Origin of the sequence: Nocardia sp. NBC_00565 (assembly GCF_036345915.1) — a bacterium.
In the GTDB taxonomy this organism is placed as follows: domain Bacteria; phylum Actinomycetota; class Actinomycetes; order Mycobacteriales; family Mycobacteriaceae; genus Nocardia.
Map to the genome: position 1 here is coordinate 7,225,944 of NZ_CP107785.1, position 21,692 is coordinate 7,247,635.

Below are 21,692 nucleotides of genomic sequence, written 5' to 3' on the forward strand. Positions count from 1 at the left end.
CGTCGGCCCATGATGGCCACTCGCGCTTCCGCAGGGGAAACCGTTCGGAATGACGGCGAGCAGGCGTACCCCAACTCGGTGTGTCGTAGCCGATCGCCGCGATTTTCCGAGGTGTCACTGATCGGTGCGGATTCACTATTTGTGGGATTCTCGTGAGAGTGCCTGGACGATCCTGCCAGGCGTGACGTAAACGCTGGATGTCGTTCAGAATCGGACGAGGTGTCACTATGAGGTATTCCGAGCTGACGGTGGACGATGTAGAGACTTGGACTGAACTCTGTGACAGTTTCGTTCCGATGGCTCAGCGGTATCGCGATCCCCACAGCTGGTGGGCTCGTCTGACCGTTCAAGAAACGACCGCATACAACGTGTTGCGGTGGGATCAGCGGGGAGACCGGGTCGCACTACGCACGCCATCGCTTGTGCGGAAGGTTCCCGGTGACGACTTCTATTGGATAGTCTTTCCTGAACAGGGGATATTCGCTGTTCATAAGAGCGATGCCCTAACGCACGTCCCGCCGCGCCACGCTGCGCTGGTGGGTCTGGACCAGGTGTGTCAGGTGTATCTCCCGGCTTCGACGGCACTTGTCCTCAAAGTCCCGCGGGACGAGATCGATCACCGAGTGCCGCTTGATGAGCCCCGCCGAGTGGTGTTCGACATGGGTTGTGGCCTGGGGCGAGTCGTGCAGGGGATCATCCGCGATGTCCATGCCGAACAATCGGCTCTGACCGATCGCGAGTTCAATGCGGTCTGTGACCGCGTCAGCGAACTGTTGTGCATGATGGCCATGGGCGACATGTCCCCACAGCGGGCTCATCTGGCCGAGACTACGGAGGTCATTCGGCGCTACGTGCGGGAGAATGTCGGTGTCGCCGACCTTCGGTTGCCCGCAGTTGCGCGAGCGCTCGGCTGGTCGCCTCGGCAGTTGCGGTTGGCGTTGGAGCAAGCAGGCACCACATACCGTGCGGTACGCCAAGACGAGGCGATGCGTGCGGCCCGCGGCATGTTGGAGCAGCAGGGACCGCTGGCGATTGCGATCAGCGAGGTGGCCGCGCGCAGTGGATTCACCGTGAACTGGTTCTCCACCGCGTTCAAGGTTCGCTATGGCGAAACACCACGCGACTTCCGGAAGCGTCGATGGGCCGAGTCGGCCGACAGTTCGAGCGCGGTAACGCTGCCGGACTGAATGAGCCTGGCGCTCGCATTGCCTGTTTCGAGTTAAGGAATTGTGCTTCTGGATTCCGTTGCGGGGCAGGGAATCCGTGTATCGACAATCCGATGAGCATCCTCGATCACACTAAGAGGGCGATCCATCAGCCCACGTTGGCTCGCCCACTGGGTCGGATGTCTGTTCCAGCGTATGGAGTTATTTGTTGAGCTCACCGCAGTCCTCGGCACACACCGAAATCTGTCCGGTCGCACATGGTTCACCGGTCTACACCGATGGTCCACGTATATCGCTGCATTCCCCCGGGCTCGCCTCGGATCCGCACCGCATCTACCGCGAGATGCGCAACCGATTCGCTCTCGGCGCCCACAGCCCAGTAGGCATGGGCCGCACAGGCGCGACCGGTCAACGCATACGAACCGGGGTTACACCGGAAGCAATTCAGGAGTAGGTGCCGGTATCAAATCTCGGGACTGACGTCACAGTCCACCGGGCTCGGGCCTTCCGACGCCGCGTAAAGCCGTACATAGTGAACTGAGGGAAACACGGATGAGTACTTTACGGATCAATCCCCGGTGGACTTCCAAAGCCGCCGCAACAACTATTATCGTGCTCTTCGGTTCTGCCATGCCGTCGGCCTCCGCCGACATCAGCGGCGACGGGTACACACTCGTCGAGTACGCGGTCACGAGCACCCTGGCGGAGCCGTGCAATGTGCAGGGCATCTCGAACAGATACCTGTGGGAGATCGAGCAGGAGGCGCGAGTTCTCGGCCGGATCGACCTCGAGACCGGGAACATCGTGAAGATCCAGCTGCCGCCTGTGACACTACCCGAGATGAATATCACTGTTGAACTACCCGGCCTGCTTTCGGCGGGACCGTGTGACATTGCCCTCGGCGGCGATGGAAAACTGTGGTTCAACGATCAGTACAACAACTCGGTTGGCTGGATCGATCCGATATCACCGGACGGAATTCACGAAATTAGCCTCCCCACTCCGCTGGCACTGCCGATGAGCCTGGCCACCGGCGCCGACGGGAATATCTACATCACCGAAACCGCGGCAAACAAGGTAGCCAAAGTCGACGTCGCCACCCACAAGGTCGATGAATTTCCAGTGCCGACACCAATTTCCGGGCTCATCGGCGGAACTGCTGGCCAGGATGGTGCGCACTGGTTCGTCGAGATGGCAGGCAACAAACTCTTGTCCATGGACTACGCCACCAACGCCATGCAGGAATATCCTATCCCGACCCCTAACAGCCTGCCGTTTGTCGTCCGCTCCTACGAAGGCAGCATCTGGTTCACCGAATCCGGGGTCAACGCGATTGGCCGTTTCGATCCACGCAGCGGAGAGTTCAGCCAGGTACCCCTGCCGACAGCGGCGTCGGTACCCATCGGGCTGGCGCGGGGGGTGGATGGGGACCTGTACACCGATGAGAGCATCGGCGGCAAGATCGCCCGCATCGACCCGAGCACGATGAGCACCATCGCCGAGTACCCGATCCCGTCCCCGCAGTCATTCCCCGACGAAATCAAACTCGGCCCAGACGGAGCAATCTGGGTGCCGGAGCTACTCAATGGGAAGATCGCCCGTCTGTGGGTCAATTCATGGGGAGCCGACCCCGGGTTCCCGCACGCGCCGTCATGACGGCCCGACCTATTTCTTGTGCCTTCTTGGATCGGGTTTTATCGGGGCGTGCGAGCGGGGCGCAATGATGTCGTGCTCGTCGCGACCCGACTATCCGACGTCCTGCTGCTCGAGCACCTTCGCAACACCTCGGTATCACTCATGCTCGCACGCGGCATGCCCCCACACATCGTCGCCGCCTGGCACGGCCACGCAATCTCACTATCCATCTACAGCGACGCACAACCCGACGACCTGAAAGCCGCCGGAGCCGCGCTCTTCGAATGACCCGAAGCCAACGCTCTCGAGCATTGGCACACTGAGAATGCCGAACACCATCCTCGACGGAGCAGAACCGGCCTCCGACCTCGAGCCGCTGCGACGCGCGGAATCAAACGGTCAAGAGCGGGGCCTTCGTGCGTGAACGCTGTGGTCGGCGAACCGACCGGTAGTGCGGCCGCCGCGCCTTTTGTCACCACGCACGAAATCCCTGCGATAACCTGGAGATTCGGACTACCGGGACCAACCGGGGTCGGCGGTTGGGGGACCTACAGATGAGCATCAGCTCCCGTCGGCACGTCTGGCTTCGCCGGGGTGTCGGTTGGCTGGATCACAGGAGTACTCGACATATTGCCCTCGGCGCGATGGTCGTCACCGGCGTGGTTGCGGTGCTCTTGTCGCCGCTTCTGCTTCTGCTGCTGCCGACGCCAGACGGCGTGGACTGGGGCCGACTGCGCGAAGTCAGCCAAACCTACGGGGCGACATCGACAATCGTGTCGACACTCGCTCTCTGCGGAGTTGCGGCTTCCCTGTTCATACAGGCCCAACAGTTCAAGGCGGGCCGATTCGAGACGGTACGCCGCTACCACCTGGACTTGAACCGAATCGCGCTGGAAGACCCGACGATCTACGCGCCGTGTATCGGCAAGCTTGTTGAACCACCTGGAATCGAGGCTCGCCAGTTCTATTACACCGCCACGTGGATGCGGTACGGCCTGATGGGCTATGAAGTTGGCGTGGTCAGCGAACAGTCGCTACGAGACGATGTGCTCGGCACTCTATTCAGTAGCGAGATCGGTCGCGACTACTGGACTCAAACAGAGCCACTATGGGGGGTGACGTCGAGTTACAACCGCCGGACGCGGGCCTTCAAACGCATCGTCGACGACGAATATCAAAGGGCCGTAGCCACCGGACCGCCGCCGATTACGTGGGCTTCGATCCGCGCCTCACAACAGACAGCCGTTCCCCAGGAACCGCCCAGTTCCCACGAACGAACCAACTGGCTCACGCCCGGCCGCGTCGCCCTCACCACTCTCGGCGCTGGCGTCGCGCTCGGCGTCGCGATCTCGAGAGCGAGCCTCAGCCGCTTTGAGCGGTGAAGTTGTTCCAAGAACTGCTACACGACCCAGCCGCCGTCCTGGGGCCCTGTCCGGATTCGCCGGGGTTCGGCTTCCGTAGGCCGACGAGCCACAATCGCGCCCGGCAGGCACCCCAGCTAGTCGGTCTCGACAGCTGGCGGCTGGTCGGCGGGCACGAGTCGCGCGATATCGGTGGACCAAGGGTAGATGCCCGGCCGTGATTCACCCACCGCCTCGACGAGCGCGCGGCTCAGGTCGCCGTCGACGCCGATCTCGAGCACGCGGAACACGTCGACGCCACCTGCGACGAGGTGAACTAGGGAGCCTTCTTCGATTGCCACGCGCGCAGACTAGCTGAACAGACCGACAGGTTTGGTTACCAGCGACCACGTCCGCGGGCCATGACCAGCGCGCGATCCATGACCGGATTCGCTCCGGGTGGGGCACAACCGTCGAGTTCATTCGCTGGTTCGACGGTCTCAGCGATCATCGAAACCTTGACAGCATCTGAACCTGAGTCAGCCATCCCACTGTTCCAGGTACTAGACACGGGAACCAACCTGGGCGGCGGTCATTCGCGACACATACAACCCGAACGCGCGTAGCAGGCCTTCAAGACGCTCGTGACGTCTCCGCGCATGTTCCTCTTCGGTAACGCCGACACGCACACTGCACGTATATCGAATCTGCGTCGGATACCAGAAAGGCCCCTGCACACGCTTCCGCATGTCAGAGGCCCTTGGATTGGAGCCGCCTGGGGGAATCGAACCCCCGACCTTTTCATTACGAGTGACCCCGGAGGCGGGCTTTGGTGTCCAGCTAGCATCGTCCAGTCCAGGTCAGCGGCTTTTCATGTCCCGCTGGTGTCGCTGCGTTCGGCCGGTACCTGCCCGTCTTGGCACACTGGCGGCACGGTGAAACGGCCCCTGACCTACCCTCAGCCACCGCCTTGGATGGTCAGCGCTAGATATCGGATTGCTACGACCACACAAGGCTGTAACACAAATTGCGTTACACTGGAGATATGGGAACCCTGAACGTACGAACCGATGACGCGATGGAAAAAGCGCTGGTGGAACTTACTGCGGCACGTCACTCTTCCCGGTCCGAAGCTGTCCGCTACGCCCTGCTGCAAACCTACAAGCAACTGCTATTGCAGCAGGCCAACGCCGATGCGCAGCGACTCGCAGACGACCCCGACGACCAGGCCGAGATGCTGGCAATCCAGCGGTTCATGGGCGTGGCGTGATCTTCCGGGGAGCGATCTACGAGATCAAGGCTCTCCCCGGCGCACGTGGGCACGAACAGCAGGGCCGCCGCTACGCCGTCATCATCCAATCCGATCGGTTCGCATCCAGCACCGTGATAGTCGCCATGACATCCACCAGCGCCGGACCGGCTGTGTACCGACCCGAAATCGAATTCGACGGCACCAAGACCCGCATCCTCGCCGACCAGCTCTACACGGTGTCACCCGAACGCCTCGGCGACTTCAAAGGCAGCCTCGACGGTAACGAGATAGCCGAACTAGACCGCGCCCTCATGCTGAAACTCGGCCTGCTATAGCTCATCTGGCCCAACCGCCCCGATCGCTCTCGGCCGAATCGGCCTTGCCCCTTCGAGGCAAAGGGGACCGATGGCCAGTCAGTCAGCAGTTCGTACTCCCACGCGGCTCGAAGCTGCGGAAGCTTCCTTTCCAGAGCGTCCGGAACGGCCGAGCAGGCGCAGACGCAGGCACGCGGCTTGTCAGCAGGCGATCGTTGACCAGTGCTCGCAGATGTCGCGTGGCGCCCCCAGGGTGGCGTCGGCTCGGCCCGAGCGCGCACGTTCTGCCGCAGTTCCGCAATATCCTGCGCACCGCTCTACCCGGAAGTATCGACGCCACCGTGGATGCCGACGACGTCTTCGACATGCTCATCGGCGCCATCTGGACCCGAATCGGCATCCTCACCGTCACGTCGCGACACCGTCCGATAGAGCGGATCGTCGACATGATCTGCCGCCTGCTGCGGCCGTGTCGGCTGCAGTTCTACCGGCGGCAGTTGGGGTCGAAGACCAGGCACAGCGCTGACAGCGCCTCACGGAGGGCGCGGTGATAGGTGTTCATGCCCCTGCGTTCGGACTCGATCAGACCGGCTTTCTTCAGCTGACCGAGGTGGTGCTCACCGTCGACTCGGCCAGTCCGACCACGCCAGCGAGATCGCCGGTTTTCCTCGGTATTACGAGGGCATGGGCTTCGAATGGGCCCGTCCGACCTCGTTCGCGGACCCGATGTTCAGCCTCGGCGAGGACCTGCACTATTACGGCGTCGACCACACCCCCTCATACCTGTGGAACTCCGCCACCTGGGAGAACTCCGAGGCACTGCTGGAGTACCTGCCGATCGTTATGTCCGGTCCCGACGGATGGGACGGCAACGAGACGATTCGGCGCGCGATCGAGATTCGCGAGGGCCGGGTCCAGAACCTACGGATCCTCTCGTTCCAGGGACGCGCTGCGGCCTACCCGTACGCGGTCGTCTGACCGGGCTGGTGCACCAGCATTCACCGTCCCGATACAACAGCGCTTTTCGTGTCGTCCGCTGTTGCACGCCATGGATCGGCCGGGCATGATCACGACCAGCCAGGATTCGAACTCAACGGGCTTGTTGTACAACAGTTCTGACCGGCGATAGAACAGGCATTAGGTCACCATCACGCTTTCGCCGACCCTCGGCCTATCGGTAGCGTCGATCAGCCGCGGGCTATGCGCCTCGATGCCTTCCACATACGAGGTCCCCCACCAGCTGATCCAGAAGTGCTGTTCCTGAACATGATTGGTTGCCATGACGGGTGCCTCCTCGCTGATCTCGCGGGTGTTCGTCGGAGTCACTACTGCCCGGGTTCAGCTGTCCGTCATGGAGGTACGCGACACCGCTGTCCGTCCGAGCTTGTAGAGCAACGGCCACCCGATCCCAGACATAGGGACGCCGCCGTTGTTGCGCTTGCTCCAAATCGCAGAACTCGTAGGTGTCGAGTTCGCCATCTGCGATCCGGAGTGCCGCAACCTGGTCGGCGGATAGGCGACCCCCGTCGAAGATGAACATCAAAGAGTCGTCCCAAGGGTGAACAAACACCATAGTGGCAATAGGCGCGCCCGAACGGCGCTGCGCGCCTATACGTTCCACGCGTCGTGAACAACGAACCCATCGACGTAGTCCAGGCGGCTTTCGAAGCTCACGCCATGCACTACCTTCTGCCACCGCGAGTCCATGAGACGACACGGAGGTCTATGACCGAGCGGCGGGCGCCGCTGGTCAGGGTTCGAGGTCCGGGCCCGATAGCCGCCGAGCGATCAACCAGACCCCGCCGACTACGAGCAGGGCGAACAGCATCAGTGCACCGCCGAAGACCAACAGGATCTGGACCCGGTCGCCCACGCCAAGATTCCCGTTCAACGTGATATTCAGTGAGCCGACCGCGAAGGCGATGATCGCGGCGAACAGCGTCACCAACTCCACCGCTTGGATCATCGAGCGTCGCACCGAGCCGAGGACACCGGCTAGCGCCTGTTCATGCCGGTCGATTCGATCCTGCTGGGCAGCGGCATGGCGCGCGATGGTGCGACCGTTCAGGATGACGAGGCGTTGGTTGGTGAATTGTTCGAGCAGCAGTTCGTGGCTTCCGCGCCAGCCGACCGCGGGCAGGCGGTCCAACGCCTGGTCGATACTTTCCAGTGCGCCATCGTGGTCGCCGCACAGGAACTGACCGGTGGCCAGGCGGTAGTAGAACATGAAATCACCCGGGTACGCGGTCAGCGCCTCGGCCGCCGTGGTGCGCAGCAACTCACCCTGCTCCTCGAACGGCACACTCACCGCCAACCCGTTGAGGACGACATCAACCGTCGCTCGAGTCCGTCCCGGCGCCTGCCACGCCTGGTCGAACAGGGTGCGCGCATACCGCTCGGTGACCTGACGGCTACCGAATGCGGCGAAGGCCCGCAACGCGGTGAACAGCGGGGCATCACGATGCGATCCAGCAGCCAACGCCAGCGGAGATGATTCCAGGAATTGGTGAAGCTCGTCGAAGCAGAGGTTCGCGCGCAGCTTTCCCGAGTGGTAGAGGGTCGCGAAAAACGCACGGCTGCAATCACTATCGTGCCCGGCGATCACATCAGCGGTGGTATCGGCGATCTCACCGGCGGACTCTACCGAGTCGCGGGTGATGAAGCCATAACCCAGCGCCCACTTCTCCCGCACCGCCGCCTGAAACCCCGCCGCGACATGCACACCCAGCCACGCCGCGCACTCTGCGGCGGTATGCAAAGTCGGCTGCTCTCGGAACCGCAAATTCCAGTAACGATCCGCGCAGATCAGATACGGATCAGTGTCGAAATCGGCGGAACCGACGACGAACTGCGGCTCGATACGCTCCCGGATGTAGCCGCGCGCGTAGACATCACAGTCCCGATCCAGGTCACGAGACGACGACCCACGCAACGCACCGAGCGCGGACTCGATCACCGCATGATCCATAATCTCCCCTGCCTCCCAACGAGATCCGAACGATCCTGCCCACTACCTACCACACCACAGGCGCACTCGTCGGGATCTGGCACACTTGCCGCCATGCGGGTAGAGGTCGTGACAGCAGTACACGGCGCCTACGCCCGGTTCCTCCCCGATGCCTGGCGCTCGCTACGTGCCCAAACCCACCCCGACTGGCACTGGCTCATCCAAGCCGACGGCACCGCCGCTGATGTGCTCGGCCCGCTGCAGGACTGCGGTGCCACCACCGACTCACGAGTCACCCTCGCAGTCAACGGAACTCGCGAAGGCCCCGCCGTCACCCGCAATATCGCACTCGGCCGCGCGAGCGCACCACTGATCCAAAACCTCGACGCCGACGACGAACTCGAACCGACCGCGCTACGCTCGCTGGCCACGGCCCTGACTGCCCATCCCGAAGCAGGATTCGCCGTCGGCCCGGCCCGCGACCTGCTGGCCTCCGGCGACCTGATCGAGTTTCCTCTCTCCTTCCCACCCGGTCCCATTCCCCGGGGCGCGCTCGTTGACTCCTGGATCACCGAACCACACGAATATCGCCTACCCATCCACCCGGCAGGCGTGATGTGGCGGCGTGAACTGCTCCTCATGGCAGGCGGCTGGACCGCGATACACAACATGGAGGACACCGGATTACTCATGTCCGCATCCGCAATGGCTCCCGGCATCGCCATCGACACCGTCACACTGCGCTACCGCAAACACCTTGCTCAGCGTTCCACAAAAACGTCCAGCTTCGAGGGGGGGGGGGAGCAAATTACGCTAATTCGCAATCGCGCGGCACTACTACTCGCCGGACCCTCATGGCATCCGCGATACCCCCAGCGATAATGGCTCATGCCTACGCCACATCCGATCGTGGTGCACAAACGCCGAATGCGGGCCGTTGGTGGCCCAAGCACGCCGCCACAGCACCCGATGCCCGAACCCGCCGGGCCAAATGCATCGAGATTCATCGGCGCGACCTGCCCGATGCCATTCGGCCCCCACTCTCAAAAGATTCGTGATGTCCATCAGAGGACTGGCTCAATGAACAATCCAGTGAAACGGACACGGTCCAAACCTTCGCATCCAATGCGCGAGCGCCCCTGCCCCTGCGGCGCGCGACCGTCTCAGACGACTTTGTGGTCGGCAAGCGCCCAAGTGGGGTTCTCTCGTCGACCGAGCCGTGGTGGTCAATTGTCTCACCACCGAGTGCGTTCGATCCCGCGTTCGTCCCGGCCGCGTGCTTCCCGACCTGCCCGTGTTGTCCCATTGTGCGGCTCCGGACCGCGAACCACTTCCCCCGGCAGCGGCGTCGACTGAAGCACGCGCGCCACATCGGCAGGTACACCACGTTCGATCATGGTCCGGACTCCCCGGATTTCGGACGGACACGTCGCGAATCGGCCGCTACCAGCTGGCCGAAATGTGGTGGCAATGGGCCGGTTTCGGCTACGCAGCAACGCCGAAGCATGGGCGGACGCAGACCCGGTCGCACAAATCGATCCAGACTTCGTGTTGCGACCCGACGCGCGTTCTGGACGGCCCACGGCTGTCGCCGCGCCTTGCGGCTCGTAGCGGAGTACATTGAGAATTGTCTTTGACAAGTGTCACTCGAACGCCTCACAATGACGTGAGGGCCGAGGAAGCACTTCTCACAACGGCGTGAGAGGTGAGGAAAATGGGCGACCGAAAGGTGGTTCTGTTCAACAAGTGGCGGATGGCATCGGCATTCGCGGTCTTACTGACCGCAGCGAGTGCGGTGATCGGTCCGCACGCGGCGGCACAATCGTGTGCCGCGGTGGATTTGGTGGTGGCCAGGGGGACCCAGGAACCCGGGTACCTCGGAAACTTCGTCGGTGATCCACTGTATGTCGCGCTGCGTGCGGCGCTCCCGGTGAGCGTGGTTGCGTATCCGGTGAACTACCCTGCGAATCCGACGGATCCGTCGTCGGTGGGTACGGGTAGCGCCGATCTGGTCGCACACGTCGCTGATCAAGCCGTGGCATGCCCGGACGAGGAGTTCATCCTGGTCGGCTACTCGCTGGGCGCGGGCGTGGTACACGCAGCACTCGGCACCGGTATCGTCGCCGGACTTCCGGGCGTGGTGCAGCTGCCCGGCGATCTCGTCGACCGCGTGGCCGTCGTACTGCTCTTCGGTGACCCGCTGCGTCTGATCGGGTGGAGCGTTCCCGACCAGTACCTGGACCGCACCGCCGATTTCTGCGCGGCCGGTGACCCGGTCTGTGGCGGCGGCACCGACCCCGAGGCGCATGCCCACTACAGCGATTTCATCGGTGCCGCAGTGGGATTCAGCGCCGCGCGTTTCTAGCATTCGGCCGGGCTCCGCGTGCCGCCATCGCGGTCAATTCCTCGCGCCCGAAGAAGAGCCGGGCATCGTCCACGATGAACGAGTCCAAACCCTGGTACGGACACGGCGAATCTCCCGCAGGCCGGGGTCGGCGGTGTCGAGGTCACCGATCGGCACGATCACCCGACCGGTGTCGGCGGTCGGCAGCTTGGCCTGGTATCCGTCGACAGCCGCGAGCTCGTCGCGGCTGCCGATCCGCCCGGTGACGAAGGTCTCCGATTGCAGCCGCCGCACGCGCAGGCTGCCCCGCGGCCCTGAGGCCCGCCGAATCTCGTTGAGCACCACGGCGAAAGCTGCACCGAGCGGGCCGTCCACGACGTAGGGCACGGGACCGCGCTCGCTGTTGAGGGACCAGAGCACCGCACCGCCTGCGGTGTCGACCGCGGTCCGTACCCAGGCGCGCCGCAGTTGTTCTGCAAATGTGGTGTCGGCGGCGAACAGGCTCATCCGGCGGCGATCCGGGACAAGCCCACTGGGGCCGTCCGGGATCAGTTCGGCGTGCAGCTTGGCAGCCGCGCCTCTGCCGTTGGGATAGGCGAAGAGAACGCCGAGTTGCTGTCCGAACTTCCGCGGCCGACCCTGTGCCGCGAGATGGAGAAGACACGTCGCGACGGTGAGTTTCACCGCATCGGAAGCATCGAGATCTTGGAGCAGATCCACGGCGGGCCACGATATTGGCCTCCACCAATGTTGTTGTCGCCCTGGGTGATACCGGACGAGCGACTGCACCAAACGAACACCGCCGTCACGAATGACAGACGGAACCATCCACATTGTGCGCCCAACGCTTGGAGGCACAGTAACCGGTGGCACTCTCTGGTGTTCTCAACTGCTCAGTGCTGTTCGAGGTGAAGCAGCACGAAAACCCCTTGTCGACGCGCTATTCCGTAATCGGCATGATGGACATCGCCCACACCTCCTAGGAGCCTCCAACTGATACCTATCGGCGGTCTTGCTTATGGTGTGCGTGTGGCGCTGAAGGATCTCACAAGACGCTGTCGTCGCGGCGATCAACCTTACCCGCTAGCCGGTCGACCACGATGTTGCCGCGATCGTCGACCTCGACCAGCTCACGCAGGGCGGGCAGAAGCGCTTCCTGATAGAAGTACGCCGCACGAATCGGAGTACCACGACGGGTGTGGAATAACAGCGCGTCGTGCGGGCGATCCAGATCCAACAACTCGAGGGTCTCGAACGGGACGTTCACCGTCCGCACACCCCGCTTGGTCTTCGGCGGACCCAACCGCCACCCAGTGTCGGTGTACTTGAACGCCTTATTGATCCGCACCCCACCGGTATCCCTATTGACATCACCCACGGTCAAGGCGCCGACCTCGCTGGGTCGGGCCATCGACGCGAGGCAGAACTCCGTCTGGGCATGCCAGCGGCCACAGCATTCGATATGAGCCGTCGACGATGGATGGATCAGAGCGGCCCGCGCGGCGGCGCGCCCCCGTGGTCATCGTCGTCGCCCTCAAAATGCGTGTGCCATCACGGTAGCGGGATCGGACGACTCCCATACAACCTCTGATCGCGAACAGTCACAACCGGCTTGGGAGAACCGACAGTGATACTGCCCGCGATGACTGTTCGGTGGCGCCTGTCAATCGGTAGTGGTCTAAGAAAGATTCAGTGACAGAACGAATTTCGGTTCGCGTTGTGCCGCCGAAGTGCCCAGCGTGTTGCCCATCACGAGCCGCGGCTCGTGATCAGGGGAATCGGCTGTCGCGGTGCGGAGTACCACTAGTCCGTCATCGTCGCGGACGCAGATGAGGTCCGCGCACATCGCGACGGACGTGGGGGGTCGATCGTCGCCGGATTTCGAGCAGCGTCCGTTGGCGCGGCGGATCGATGACGCGCACCGTATCGTCCTGGTCACCGACGATCAGCAGGGGTCGCCGATCTGTGATCCATCCGATGTCCACCGCGGTGATGCGGGCGGTGCCGGTGCATCGCACCGGTTTCCATAGCGTTGTTTCGGCCCCGGCATCCCAGGCATGGATGGCGTTGTCCTGGTCCGCGACCACTACCACGGACGGGCCATGGGGTCGTGGGACTCTCCCGGCCGCTGACACACCGAATGTGCCAGACAGTACCACCCAACACGCATACATTCAGCCCGTCAGCGCCTGCGCGCTCCCCCAAATCGAGGCGACTCTTCCCACCCGTTGGCACACCCTTGGCACACTGGGTATCCCGTGCAACGTACGCAGATCACCGAAATAGCCTATGACCTGGGAAAATGGAGCCGCCTGGGGGAATCGAACCCCCGACCTTTTCATTACGAGTGAAGCGCTCTACCGACTGAGCTAAGGCGGCGTGCCTTTCGGCTTCGCGAGTCTATCGTCTCGATGGGCGGATCGCGAAAACGGGTGGTCACCCGGCGCCGATCGTCAGGCGGATTGGGCGGACATGAGGGTGGCGACCATAGCGGCGAGGGCGAAGCGAGGTTTGACGTTGATGTCGAGGGCTTCGCGGCAGGCGAGGACGGCCTCGATGGAGCGGAGCAGGCCCTCGGGGCGAACTCGGTCGGCGAGGTCGTGGATCTGGTCGGACATATCGGGGTGGGTGAGGGCGACGCCGGAACCGTTGCGGGCGGCACCGAAACGGATGGCGAGCGCGTCACGGTAGACGCCTGCGACGTCGATGAGGGCACGGTCCAGCGCATCTCGACCGGTGCGGGTGGCACGGGATTTCTGCCTGCGCTCCAAATCCTTGAGCACACCGGCCGAGCCGCGCGTCGCACCCGCGGCGCCTTTGCCGGTGCCGCCCGCTCCGAGTGCGGTTGCCAACTCGTCGCGTTCCCGTTCGTCACGGGCCGCGCTCATCTGCTTGGCCTCGTCGTCGGCGGACTTCACCAATTCGTCGGCCGCCGCATAGGCCGCACCCGGCCGCGTAACCGCGGACACCAGCGCCAACGCCCGCTGGCGGCGGGCCCGAGCCTCTTCGTCGGTAGCCAGTCGCCGGGCCCGCCCGACGTGACCGCCGCTCACCGAGGCCGCCCACGTGGCGGTCTTCTCATCGAGCTCGTCGCGCTCCCGCAGTACCTGCGCGATGGCGGGCACCGAGGGCGTCACCAGATGCACATGCCGACAGCGCGACCGCAGTGTCACTGAGATGTCCTCCGGATCGACCGACGGCGCACACAGCAGGAAGACCGTCCGATCCGGCGGCTCCTCGACCACCTTCAACAGCACATTGCCCGCCGCCTCGGTCAACCGATCGGCATCCTCGATGAGCACCACCTGCCACCGACCAGTGCTCGGCCGCCGCGAGGCGATCTGCACGATCTCGCGCATCTCCTTGGTGCTGATGCTCAGCCCCTCCGGAATCACCCGCCGCACATCACCATGCGTCCCCGCCATCGTGGTCGTACACGCATGGCAACGCCCACACCCCGGCGTCCCCTCGTCGGTGCATTGCAGCGCAGCCGCAAAGCACAGTGCCGCAACAGATCTCCCCGATCCCGGTGGTCCGGTGAACAGCCACGAATGCGTCATCGCCCCATTGCCCGTCCCCCCACGAGCGGCAACCGAGGCAGCCGTCAATTCCGACTCGACCGCATCCTGGCCGACCAGCCGATCGAAGACACCCGCCACGCCGTACACCCTAACCGCCCCCACCGACACGATCCCGCTGAGCCGCCTCGCACACCCACCGGCAGCGGCGGCCCGATCAACCGCGAGCTCGACTGATCGGGATGCAGCCCGAGCCTGCGCCCCGTCTCGGCGCCGAATCAAGCTCGCTGGTAGGTGGTGTTGGCGCCGTCGAGGGCCTCGCGGAGGATGTCGGCGTGGCCGCTGTGGTGGGTGATTTCGCGCAGGATGTGCAGGATCGTGAAGCGGACCGTCCACCACACGCGGTCGGGCGTCCACGGTGTGGTCGGCGTCGGGATGGATGTGCTGAGATCGGGCTCGGTTCGAATCAGCTTCGCGGTTGCTTCGGCGACCTGATCCCAGGTGGCCAGTAGTCCGGCGACCGTCTCGTCAGGCGCCATTACGTACTCGCCGTCGAATTTCGATGCGTCCAGCTCGGCGGTCTCGTCCCGTTCGACGATGACCGTGGCCCAGTGCCGCTCACAGTTCACGATGTGATGCAGGAGTCCGCCGAGGGTCAGTTCGCTCACCGTGGTGCGCTGCCGCGCCTGCTCATCGTCGATGCCGCGCAGCGTGATTCGGAACAGGTCGCGCTGGCCGGCGAGGGCGAGGATGAGATCTTCGCGTTCCCGGTCGATGGTCATGGTGCCCCTTTGCGGTCGAGCGTCGATACGGGGCGAGGCTACGGCATATTCGGCAGCATCCAGCAGAAAGCGCCGGTCAGCCCGTGCCGACCGGCGCAATACCGTCAGGACTTCTTCGCGGCCGTTTTCTTGGCGACGGTCTTCTTGGTCGCCGTGGCTTTGGCCGCGGTCTTCTTCGCGGCCGTGGCCTTCTTGGCCGGCGTCTTCTTCGCCGCCGCCTTCTTGGCCGTCTTCTTCACCGGACCACGCGCACGCCGATCCGCGAGCAGTTCCGAGGCCCGCGCGTCGGTGATCGACTCGACCTCGTCGCCCTTGCGCAGGCTGGCATTGGTCTCGCCGTCGGTGACGTACGGACCGAATCGCCCGTCCTTGATCACCATCGGCTTGCCGGTGGCGGCATCGTTCCCGAGCTCGCGCAGCGCCGCCGCACTCGCCGCCTGCCGCCCGCGCCGCTTGGGCTCGGCGTAGATCTTCAACGCCTCGTCCAGTGTCACGGTGAAGATTTGATCCTCGTTGAGCAGCGAACGAGAATCCGCGCCCTTCTTCAGATATGGGCCGTAGCGCCCGTTCTGGGCGGTGATCTCGTCACCGGAGACCGGATCCGCGCCCACAACACGCGGCAGCGACAACAACTTCAGCGCGTCGTCGAGCGTAATCGACGCCAGATCCATGTCTTTGAACAGCGACCCGGTCCGCGGCTTCGGCGTCGCAGCCTTTTTCGCGGTCTTCTTGGCGGGCGCCGGTGCGTCCTCGGTCGGTGGCTCCGGCAGGATCTCGGTGACGTAGGGCCCGAAACGTCCTTCCTTGGCGACGATTTCGTGTCCGGTCGCCGGATCCGTCCCCAGTGAACGTCCCTCCTGCGGCGTCGAGAACAGCTTCTCGGCGACCTCGGGGGTCAGCTCGTCCGGCGGCAGATCATCGGGCAGATTCGCCCGCTGCGAGATCGAATCCCCTTCCGGGTCATCGGGATTGACGACCATCCGCTCCAGATACGGCCCGAACCGGCCGACCCGCACCACCACGTCGCGCCCCTCGTCGTCGACGAAGAGCTTGATCGAGTTGACCTCGCGGGCGTCGATATCGTCGAGCCGCTCGCCGACCATCTTCTTCAGACCGCCCGAGCGCGCGACCGATCCCTCGACCCCGTGATCGCCACCGAAATAGAAGCTGGACAACCAATTTCCGCGTTGCTCACGCCCACCGGCGATGGCATCGAGGTCGTCCTCCATCGCGGCGGTGAAGTCGAAGTCGACCAGTCGACCGAAATAGGCCTCCAGCAGACCGACCACCGCGAACGCGACCCACGACGGCACCAGCGCACTGCCGCGCTTGTACACGTAACCGCGGTCCAGAATCGTCTTGATAATCGACGAATACGTCGACGGCCGACCGATGCCGAGTTCTTCGAGCGTCTTGATCAACGAAGCTTCGGTATAGCGCGCGGGCGGATTCGTGCTGTGCCCATCGGGATTGAGCTCCACCGCGGTGACGCGCTCGCCCTCGTCGAGTGCGGGCAGCCGGGATTCGGCGTCGTCGGACTGACCGCCCGCCTCCTCGTCCACACTCTCGACATAGGCCTTGAGGAAGCCGGGGAAGGTGATGGTCCGCCCGGAGGCCGAGAAGACGCATTCCTCACCGGTACCAGCGACGCCGGTGATCCGCAGCGTCAATGTGGTGCCCCTGGCATCGGCCATCTGCGAGGCGACCGTGCGCTGCCAGATCAGCTCGTAGAGCCGGAATTCGTCGTTGTCCAACCGCGCGTGCAGCTGACCCGGCGTCGCGAAGGTATCGCCGGCCGGACGGATCGCCTCGTGTGCCTCCTGCGCGTTCTTCACCTTGCGGGTGTACTGACGCGGCGTCGGATGCACATATTCGGCGCCGTACAGCTGGGTCGCCTGCGACCTGGCCGCGGCGATCGCCGACTCCGACAGCGTGGTCGAGTCGGTACGCATATAGGTGATGTAGCCGTTCTCGTACAACCGCTGCGCGACCCGCATGGTGCGCTCGGCGTTGAACCGCAGCTTGCGGCCCGCCTCCTGCTGCAGCGTCGAGGTCATGAACGGCGCATACGGCTTGCGCGTGTACGGCTTGGACTCCGCGGAGGAGACCACCAGGTCCGCGCCCTCGAGCGCCTCGGCGAGTCGACGGGCGTAGGTCTCGTCGAGGACGACGACACCGTTGCCCTTCAGCTGCCCGTCCGGACCGAAGTCCCGGCCGGCGGCGACCCTGGTGCCATCGACGCTGACCAGCCGCGCCCCGAAGGTGCGCGGATTGGTGGCATCGCCGTTCTCCCCGCCCGCGTCGAGCTTCGCCGCGATATCCCAGTACTCCGCGGAGCGGAATGCCATCCGCTCGCGCTCGCGCTGCACGATCACCCTGGTCGCGACCGACTGCACCCGGCCCGCCGACAACCGCGGCATGACCTTCTTCCACAGCACGGGACTGACCTCGTACCCGTACAACCGGTCCAGGATGCGCCGGGTCTCCTGCGCGTCGACCAGATCGTTGTCCAGATCGCGGGTATCGGCGGCGGCGGCCAGGATGGCGGGTTCGGTGATCTCGTGGAACACCATGCGCCGCACCGGCACCTTCGGCTTCAACGTCTCGAGCAGATGCCACGCGATGGCCTCGCCCTCGCGGTCGGGGTCGGTGGCGAGGTAGAGCTCGTCGGCGTCCTGCAACAGACTCTTGAGCTCGGAGACCTTGGCCTTCTTATCCGGGCTCACCACATAGATCGGCTCGAAGTCGTTGTCGACGTCGACGCCGAGACGCGCCCAGGACTGCCCCTTGTACTTGGCCGGAACGTCCGCCGCACCACGCGGCAGATCCCGGATATGACCGACCGAGGCCTCGACCGTGTAATTGCGGCCCAGGTAGGGCGCGATTTTGCGGGCCTTGGTCGGGGACTCGACGATCACGAGACGACGCAGGGGACGGCCCTGGTCGGCTGCACCGCGGTCTCGTGTTGCCACCGGCGAATACACCTTTCCTTATCGACCCGCGCTGCGCTTTTTCGCGCTGTGCGCGGCTGGGGCAAGCGGCGGCGACGGCTGGACGTTGCCACCAGACACGTTTATACCTTGACGCGACGTGTGGCCGAGCGCTTGCGACTCGAACCACAGAGCGTACGCGCGTCACTGCTGATCAGTATGCAGTGCCTATCGCGTAGCGGCCGCAGGGCTGACCGTTTCGAGCGCCCTGCAAGCAGTCGCTAGCGGCGATGCCCGTCGGTTTTTGTGTCTTACCCCAGATATAGCTCGTCCCTCACCTCCGTTACCGGCGGTGAGGGACGAGCGGCTTGTTTCGTCGCTCAGCTGAGCGCGCGAACTCCGGTGGCCTGCGGGCCCTTTGTGCCCTGGCCAACCTCGAACTCGACCTTCTGGTTCTCCTCGAGGGTGCGGAAGCCCGACCCCTGGATCTCGGAGTAGTGGACGAAGACGTCAGCGGAGCCGTCCTCGGGCGCGATGAAGCCGAACCCCTTCTCCGCGTTGAACCACTTCACAGTTCCCTGTGCCATTCTGTTCCTTCTCTTTTCTTACCGGAACGGCGGACAAGTAGGTTCATCCACCGGGTCCGTTCCGACCGTTGTACTGTTGGTTCCCCCTGCAGGAAAGCACCAAGCACACCGTTCGCAACATCGATCCTGCTGACGGTTTGGACTTTAGATCCGTCCCTCGAACACAGAAGCTTGCGACCAGGAACCAGTGAACCATGTCTTCGAGCAATTCAACAGTCGAGTTACCGACAATTTGCAAAAAAGTTGATCTTGCGAATGCGCAGGTGAGGGACACATTGCCGGAATCCAGACGAGCGGTTCGTTTGCTTCCTGATAACCGAGCCAGCGTCTGGCAAACGGCCTGTGACCCAGGTCGCTATTTGGTATCGAAATGGCAGGCAGGACTTCCAAAGCGCACACGTTTCACACTTTCCTCGCGTGTCGCGGAGCCCGAGTCGTGAATCCGACCGAACCGATGACGCGGGCACAACCCAGCAACGGCCCGAGTTATGGGGGATCGTTGCTGAATCGTGTCCTGAATGGCGTCCCCGACGGCGACCCCCGCCTGACCCATGTCGTCGAGCTCCCGGCACGGCCCGCGGCCACCACTACCTGGCCCGATTGGGCCGCATCCGATGTCGTCACCGCACTGCGCGCCGTCGGAGTGGCGGCGCCGTGGACGCACCAGACCCGCACCGCCGACCTCGCCGCGAGCGGCCGGCACGTCGTCGTCAGCACCGGAACAGCATCCGGGAAATCATTGGGCTACCAGCTGCCGGTGCTCACCGCGCTGCGGGAAGATCCACTCGCCACCGCGCTTTATCTCGCGCCGACCAAGGCATTGGGCGCCGACCAGCTGCGCGCAATGGCGGAATTGACCCATGAGGGGCCGTTGCGGGATGTCCATCCGGCCACCTACGACGGCGACACCCCGGCCGAGGTGCGGCAATGGGTGCGCGCGAATGCTCGATTGATCCTCACCAACCCCGACATGCTGCACATCGGCATGCTGCGCTCACATCAGCGCTGGGCCAGGGTGCTGCGCAGGCTGCGTTATGTCGTGGTAGACGAATGCCACGCCTACCGCGGCGTATTCGGCTCGCATGTGGCGCTGGTACTGCGCAGACTGCGGCGGATCGCGGCGCACTACGGCGCGGACCCCGTATTCATATTGTGTTCGGCGACCACGGCCGAGCCCGCCGCCGCCGCGTCTCGGCTGATCGGCGCACCGTGCGTCGCGGTCACCGAGGACGGGTCGCCGCAGGGCTCGCGCACCATCGCACTGTGGGAACCGCCCCTGTTGACTACGCTGACCGGCGAAAACGGTGCGCCGGTGCGGCGATCGGCAACCTCGGAGGCGGCGCGGATCATGGCCGACCTGGTGGTCGAAGGCGCGCGCACGCTCGCGTTCGTCAGGTCGCGGCGGGCCGCCGAGCTGACCGCGATCGAGGCGCGCAGGCTGCTCGCCGAGGTCGATCCCGCGCTCAGCGAGCGTGTCGCCGCTTATCGGGCGGGTTATCTCGCCGAGGATCGGCGCGATCTCGAGGCAGCGCTCTCGGATGGGTCGCTGCTCGGGGCGGCCACCACCAACGCGCTGGAGCTCGGGGTCGATATCGCGGGGCTGGACGCCGTTGTGATCTCGGGTTTTCCCGGCACGGTCGCCTCGTTCTGGCAGCAGGCTGGGCGCGCGGGGCGACGCACGCAGGGATCGCTGGTACTGCTCGTGGCCAGGGACGATCCACTCGATACCTTCCTGGTGCACCACCCGGAGGCACTGCTGGACAAGCCGGTCGAGGCCACCATCACCGATCCACGCAATCCCTATGTATTGGGACCGCAATTGCTCTGCGCCGCACTGGAGCTGCCGCTCACCGACGGGGAGGTCGATGCGCTCGGCGCTCGTGAGGTGCTCACTGATCTCGCAGGTCAGGGCTTGATTCGGCGGCGTACGGCCGCCGTACGGGACGGCAGCGCGCGCTGGTTCGCAACGGCGGAGGCGCAGCCGCATGACGCCGTCGACGTGCGCGGGGGCATCGGCACGCCGATCGCCATCGTGGATGGCGAGACCGGCAGGCTGCTCGGTACCGCCGATGCCGGGCGAGCGCGGGCAACGCTGCACGAAGGGGCGGTTCACCTGCATCAAGGCGATACCTATGTGGTCGATGAGCTGGATCTCGATGGCGGGGTCGCGATCGTGCACGACGGCGATCCCGGCTGGACGACCAGCGCCAGGCAGGTCACCTCCATTGCGGTCGACGCGGTGACCGAACAGCGCCGCCACGGCCGGGTGACCACCGCATTGGCGCAGGTACGGGTCACCAGTCAGGTGATCGGCTACCTGCGCACGCTGCGTACCGGCGAGGTGCTGGATCTAGTGGAGCTGGACCTGCCCGAGCAGACGCTGCCGACCCGCGCGGTGCTGTACACCGTGACACCGGAACTGCTCGGCGCGGCGGATCTGGATACGCCGCGGGTGCCCGGCGCGCTGCACGCCGCCGAACATGCCGCGATCGGCCTGTTGCCGCTGGTCGCGACGTGCGATCGGTGGGATATCGGCGGCGTTTCCACCGCTGAGCACCCGGACACCGGACTGCCGACGGTCTTCGTCTATGACGGACAGCCGGGTGGTGCGGGCTTCGCCGAGCGCGGATTCGCGCAACTGCGTCGCTGGTTGTCGGCGACGCTCGCGGTGATCGAGACCTGTACCTGCGCTGTCGGCTGCCCGTCCTGCGTGCAATCACCCAAGTGCGGCAACGGCAACCACCCGCTGGACAAGGCGGGCGCGGCACGCCTGCTCGGCGCGATCCTGGGCGAATTGGCCGCCGACGCGGGCGACTGACCAGTCCAGTGAGGACGCCCATTCGATTCGTGACAGCGCCGACCCCCGAATGTGATCAC

The 21,692-nt window shown here is 64.4% G+C and carries 20 protein-coding genes, 1 tRNA gene and 2 pseudogenes; 11 read left to right on the forward strand and 12 right to left on the reverse strand.

What is annotated here, in order from left to right:
• Positions 1-536: 536 nt before the first annotated feature.
• From OG874_RS33360 to OG874_RS33375, 4 genes are all read left to right on the forward strand, one after another.
• Positions 537-1,187 carry a helix-turn-helix transcriptional regulator gene (locus tag OG874_RS33360; RefSeq protein ID WP_330251053.1) on the forward strand — a complete coding sequence of 217 codons (651 nt, stop codon included), beginning with the start codon at positions 537-539 and terminating at the stop codon, positions 1,185-1,187.
• 609 nt (positions 1,188-1,796) lie between these two features.
• Positions 1,797-2,822, forward strand: coding sequence for a Vgb family protein (locus tag OG874_RS33365; RefSeq protein WP_442943452.1), 1,026 nt, complete (start codon positions 1,797-1,799; stop codon positions 2,820-2,822).
• Positions 2,823-2,870: 48 nt separating this feature from the next.
• A complete protein-coding gene (locus OG874_RS33370) occupies positions 2,871-3,089 on the forward strand; it encodes a hypothetical protein (protein ID WP_330251055.1) in 219 nt (72 codons plus the stop codon).
• A gap of 356 nt (positions 3,090-3,445) precedes the next feature.
• Positions 3,446-4,183 (forward strand): DUF6082 family protein, encoded by a 738-nt coding sequence (locus OG874_RS33375; RefSeq protein WP_330251056.1) that lies wholly within the window; start codon positions 3,446-3,448, stop codon positions 4,181-4,183.
• Between the two features lie 116 nt (positions 4,184-4,299).
• Here OG874_RS33375 and OG874_RS33380 read toward each other — a convergent pair whose 3' ends face one another.
• Positions 4,300-4,503, reverse strand: a complete 204-nt coding sequence (locus OG874_RS33380) for a hypothetical protein (RefSeq protein ID WP_330251057.1) — start codon at positions 4,501-4,503, stop codon at positions 4,300-4,302.
• Between the two features lie 683 nt (positions 4,504-5,186).
• On the opposite strand from OG874_RS33380, the gene OG874_RS33385 reads away from it, so the two are divergent.
• The 3 genes from OG874_RS33385 (at position 5,187) to OG874_RS33395 (ending at position 6,258) form a co-directional block, all read left to right on the forward strand.
• Entirely contained in the window at positions 5,187-5,411 is a 225-nt protein-coding gene (locus tag OG874_RS33385; protein WP_330251058.1) for a ribbon-helix-helix protein, CopG family, read from the forward strand.
• Positions 5,408-5,728, forward strand: a complete 321-nt coding sequence (locus OG874_RS33390) for a type II toxin-antitoxin system PemK/MazF family toxin (RefSeq protein WP_330251059.1) — start codon at positions 5,408-5,410, stop codon at positions 5,726-5,728. Before OG874_RS33385 ends, OG874_RS33390 begins: the two co-directional genes overlap by 4 nt.
• A 218-nt stretch (positions 5,729-5,946) precedes the next feature.
• Positions 5,947-6,258 (forward strand): hypothetical protein, encoded by a 312-nt coding sequence (locus OG874_RS33395; RefSeq protein WP_330251060.1) that lies wholly within the window; start codon positions 5,947-5,949, stop codon positions 6,256-6,258.
• Here the strand turns inward: OG874_RS33395 and OG874_RS33400 are convergent.
• Positions 6,192-6,370 (reverse strand): annotated as a pseudogene (locus tag OG874_RS33400) (ArsR family transcriptional regulator); the annotation flags it as partial. The gene OG874_RS33395 and the pseudogene OG874_RS33400 sit on opposite strands and share 67 nt — an antisense overlap.
• 15 nt (positions 6,371-6,385) lie before the next feature.
• On the opposite strand from OG874_RS33400, the pseudogene OG874_RS33405 reads away from it, so the two are divergent.
• Positions 6,386-6,685: pseudogene (locus OG874_RS33405) on the forward strand (alanine dehydrogenase); the annotation flags it as partial.
• Between the two features lie 159 nt (positions 6,686-6,844).
• On the opposite strand, the gene OG874_RS33410 reads toward OG874_RS33405, so the two are convergent.
• Together OG874_RS33410 and OG874_RS33415 are read right to left on the reverse strand one after the other, a co-directional pair.
• On the reverse strand, positions 6,845-6,988 hold the full coding sequence (locus tag OG874_RS33410; protein WP_330251061.1) for a hypothetical protein: 144 nt from the start codon (positions 6,986-6,988) through the stop codon (positions 6,845-6,847).
• Positions 6,989-7,457: 469 nt separating this feature from the next.
• Positions 7,458-8,663, reverse strand: coding sequence for a hypothetical protein (locus tag OG874_RS33415; RefSeq protein WP_330251062.1), 1,206 nt, complete (start codon positions 8,661-8,663; stop codon positions 7,458-7,460).
• Positions 8,664-8,768: 105 nt separating this feature from the next.
• Here OG874_RS33415 and OG874_RS33420 point away from each other — a divergent pair, with 105 nt between their 5' ends.
• Entirely contained in the window at positions 8,769-9,536 is a 768-nt protein-coding gene (locus OG874_RS33420; RefSeq protein WP_330251063.1) for a glycosyltransferase, read from the forward strand.
• Positions 9,537-10,368: 832 nt separating this feature from the next.
• On the forward strand, positions 10,369-11,019 hold the full coding sequence (locus OG874_RS33425; RefSeq protein WP_330251064.1) for a cutinase family protein: 651 nt from the start codon (positions 10,369-10,371) through the stop codon (positions 11,017-11,019).
• A gap of 33 nt (positions 11,020-11,052) precedes the next feature.
• Here OG874_RS33425 and OG874_RS33430 read toward each other — a convergent pair whose 3' ends face one another.
• From OG874_RS33430 to OG874_RS33465, 8 genes are all read right to left on the reverse strand, one after another.
• Positions 11,053-11,718, reverse strand: coding sequence for a hypothetical protein (locus OG874_RS33430; RefSeq protein WP_330251065.1), 666 nt, complete (start codon positions 11,716-11,718; stop codon positions 11,053-11,055).
• Positions 11,719-12,043: 325 nt separating this feature from the next.
• Entirely contained in the window at positions 12,044-12,409 is a 366-nt protein-coding gene (locus tag OG874_RS33435) for a hypothetical protein (RefSeq protein ID WP_330251066.1), read from the reverse strand.
• Between the two features lie 400 nt (positions 12,410-12,809).
• Positions 12,810-13,091: a hypothetical protein gene (locus OG874_RS33440; protein ID WP_330251067.1), complete on the reverse strand. Its 282-nt coding sequence runs from the start codon at positions 13,089-13,091 to the stop codon at positions 12,810-12,812.
• Between the two features lie 210 nt (positions 13,092-13,301).
• Positions 13,302-13,377, reverse strand: a tRNA-Thr gene (locus OG874_RS33445).
• Positions 13,378-13,451: 74 nt separating this feature from the next.
• Positions 13,452-14,657, reverse strand: a complete 1,206-nt coding sequence (locus OG874_RS33450; protein ID WP_330251068.1) for a DNA polymerase III subunit delta' — start codon at positions 14,655-14,657, stop codon at positions 13,452-13,454.
• Positions 14,658-14,794: 137 nt separating this feature from the next.
• Positions 14,795-15,298: a DinB family protein gene (locus tag OG874_RS33455; protein ID WP_330251069.1), complete on the reverse strand. Its 504-nt coding sequence runs from the start codon at positions 15,296-15,298 to the stop codon at positions 14,795-14,797.
• A gap of 104 nt (positions 15,299-15,402) precedes the next feature.
• The gene (gene topA / locus OG874_RS33460) at positions 15,403-18,216 is read right to left on the reverse strand and encodes a type I DNA topoisomerase (RefSeq protein WP_330257527.1); all 2,814 of its coding nucleotides are present in this window, start codon (positions 18,214-18,216) and stop codon (positions 15,403-15,405) included.
• A 392-nt stretch (positions 18,217-18,608) separates the two neighbouring features.
• Positions 18,609-18,815: a cold-shock protein gene (locus tag OG874_RS33465; RefSeq protein WP_011206895.1), complete on the reverse strand. Its 207-nt coding sequence runs from the start codon at positions 18,813-18,815 to the stop codon at positions 18,609-18,611.
• Between the two features lie 454 nt (positions 18,816-19,269).
• Here OG874_RS33465 and OG874_RS33470 point away from each other — a divergent pair, with 454 nt between their 5' ends.
• Positions 19,270-21,633, forward strand: coding sequence for a DEAD/DEAH box helicase (locus OG874_RS33470; protein ID WP_330257528.1), 2,364 nt, complete (start codon positions 19,270-19,272; stop codon positions 21,631-21,633).
• Positions 21,634-21,692 lie beyond the last annotated feature (59 nt).

Excerpts from the sequence above, each read along its gene's own strand:
- OG874_RS33365 (WP_442943452.1), top strand. The coding sequence starts at position 1,797 with ATGCCGTCGGCCTCCGCCGACATCAGCGGCGACGGGTACACACTCGTC.
- OG874_RS33375 (WP_330251056.1), top strand. The coding sequence starts at position 3,446 with ATGGTCGTCACCGGCGTGGTTGCGGTGCTCTTGTCGCCGCTTCTGCTT.
- OG874_RS33385 (WP_330251058.1), top strand. The coding sequence starts at position 5,187 with ATGGGAACCCTGAACGTACGAACCGATGACGCGATGGAAAAAGCGCTG.
- OG874_RS33410 (WP_330251061.1), bottom strand. The coding sequence starts at position 6,988 with ATGGCAACCAATCATGTTCAGGAACAGCACTTCTGGATCAGCTGGTGG.
- OG874_RS33420 (WP_330251063.1), top strand. The coding sequence starts at position 8,769 with ATGCGGGTAGAGGTCGTGACAGCAGTACACGGCGCCTACGCCCGGTTC.
- OG874_RS33425 (WP_330251064.1), top strand. The coding sequence starts at position 10,369 with ATGGGCGACCGAAAGGTGGTTCTGTTCAACAAGTGGCGGATGGCATCG.
- OG874_RS33435 (WP_330251066.1), bottom strand. The coding sequence starts at position 12,409 with ATGGCCCGACCCAGCGAGGTCGGCGCCTTGACCGTGGGTGATGTCAAT.
- OG874_RS33455 (WP_330251069.1), bottom strand. The coding sequence starts at position 15,298 with ATGACCATCGACCGGGAACGCGAAGATCTCATCCTCGCCCTCGCCGGC.
- OG874_RS33465 (WP_011206895.1), bottom strand. The coding sequence starts at position 18,815 with ATGGCACAGGGAACTGTGAAGTGGTTCAACGCGGAGAAGGGGTTCGGC.
- OG874_RS33470 (WP_330257528.1), top strand. The coding sequence starts at position 19,270 with ATGACGCGGGCACAACCCAGCAACGGCCCGAGTTATGGGGGATCGTTG.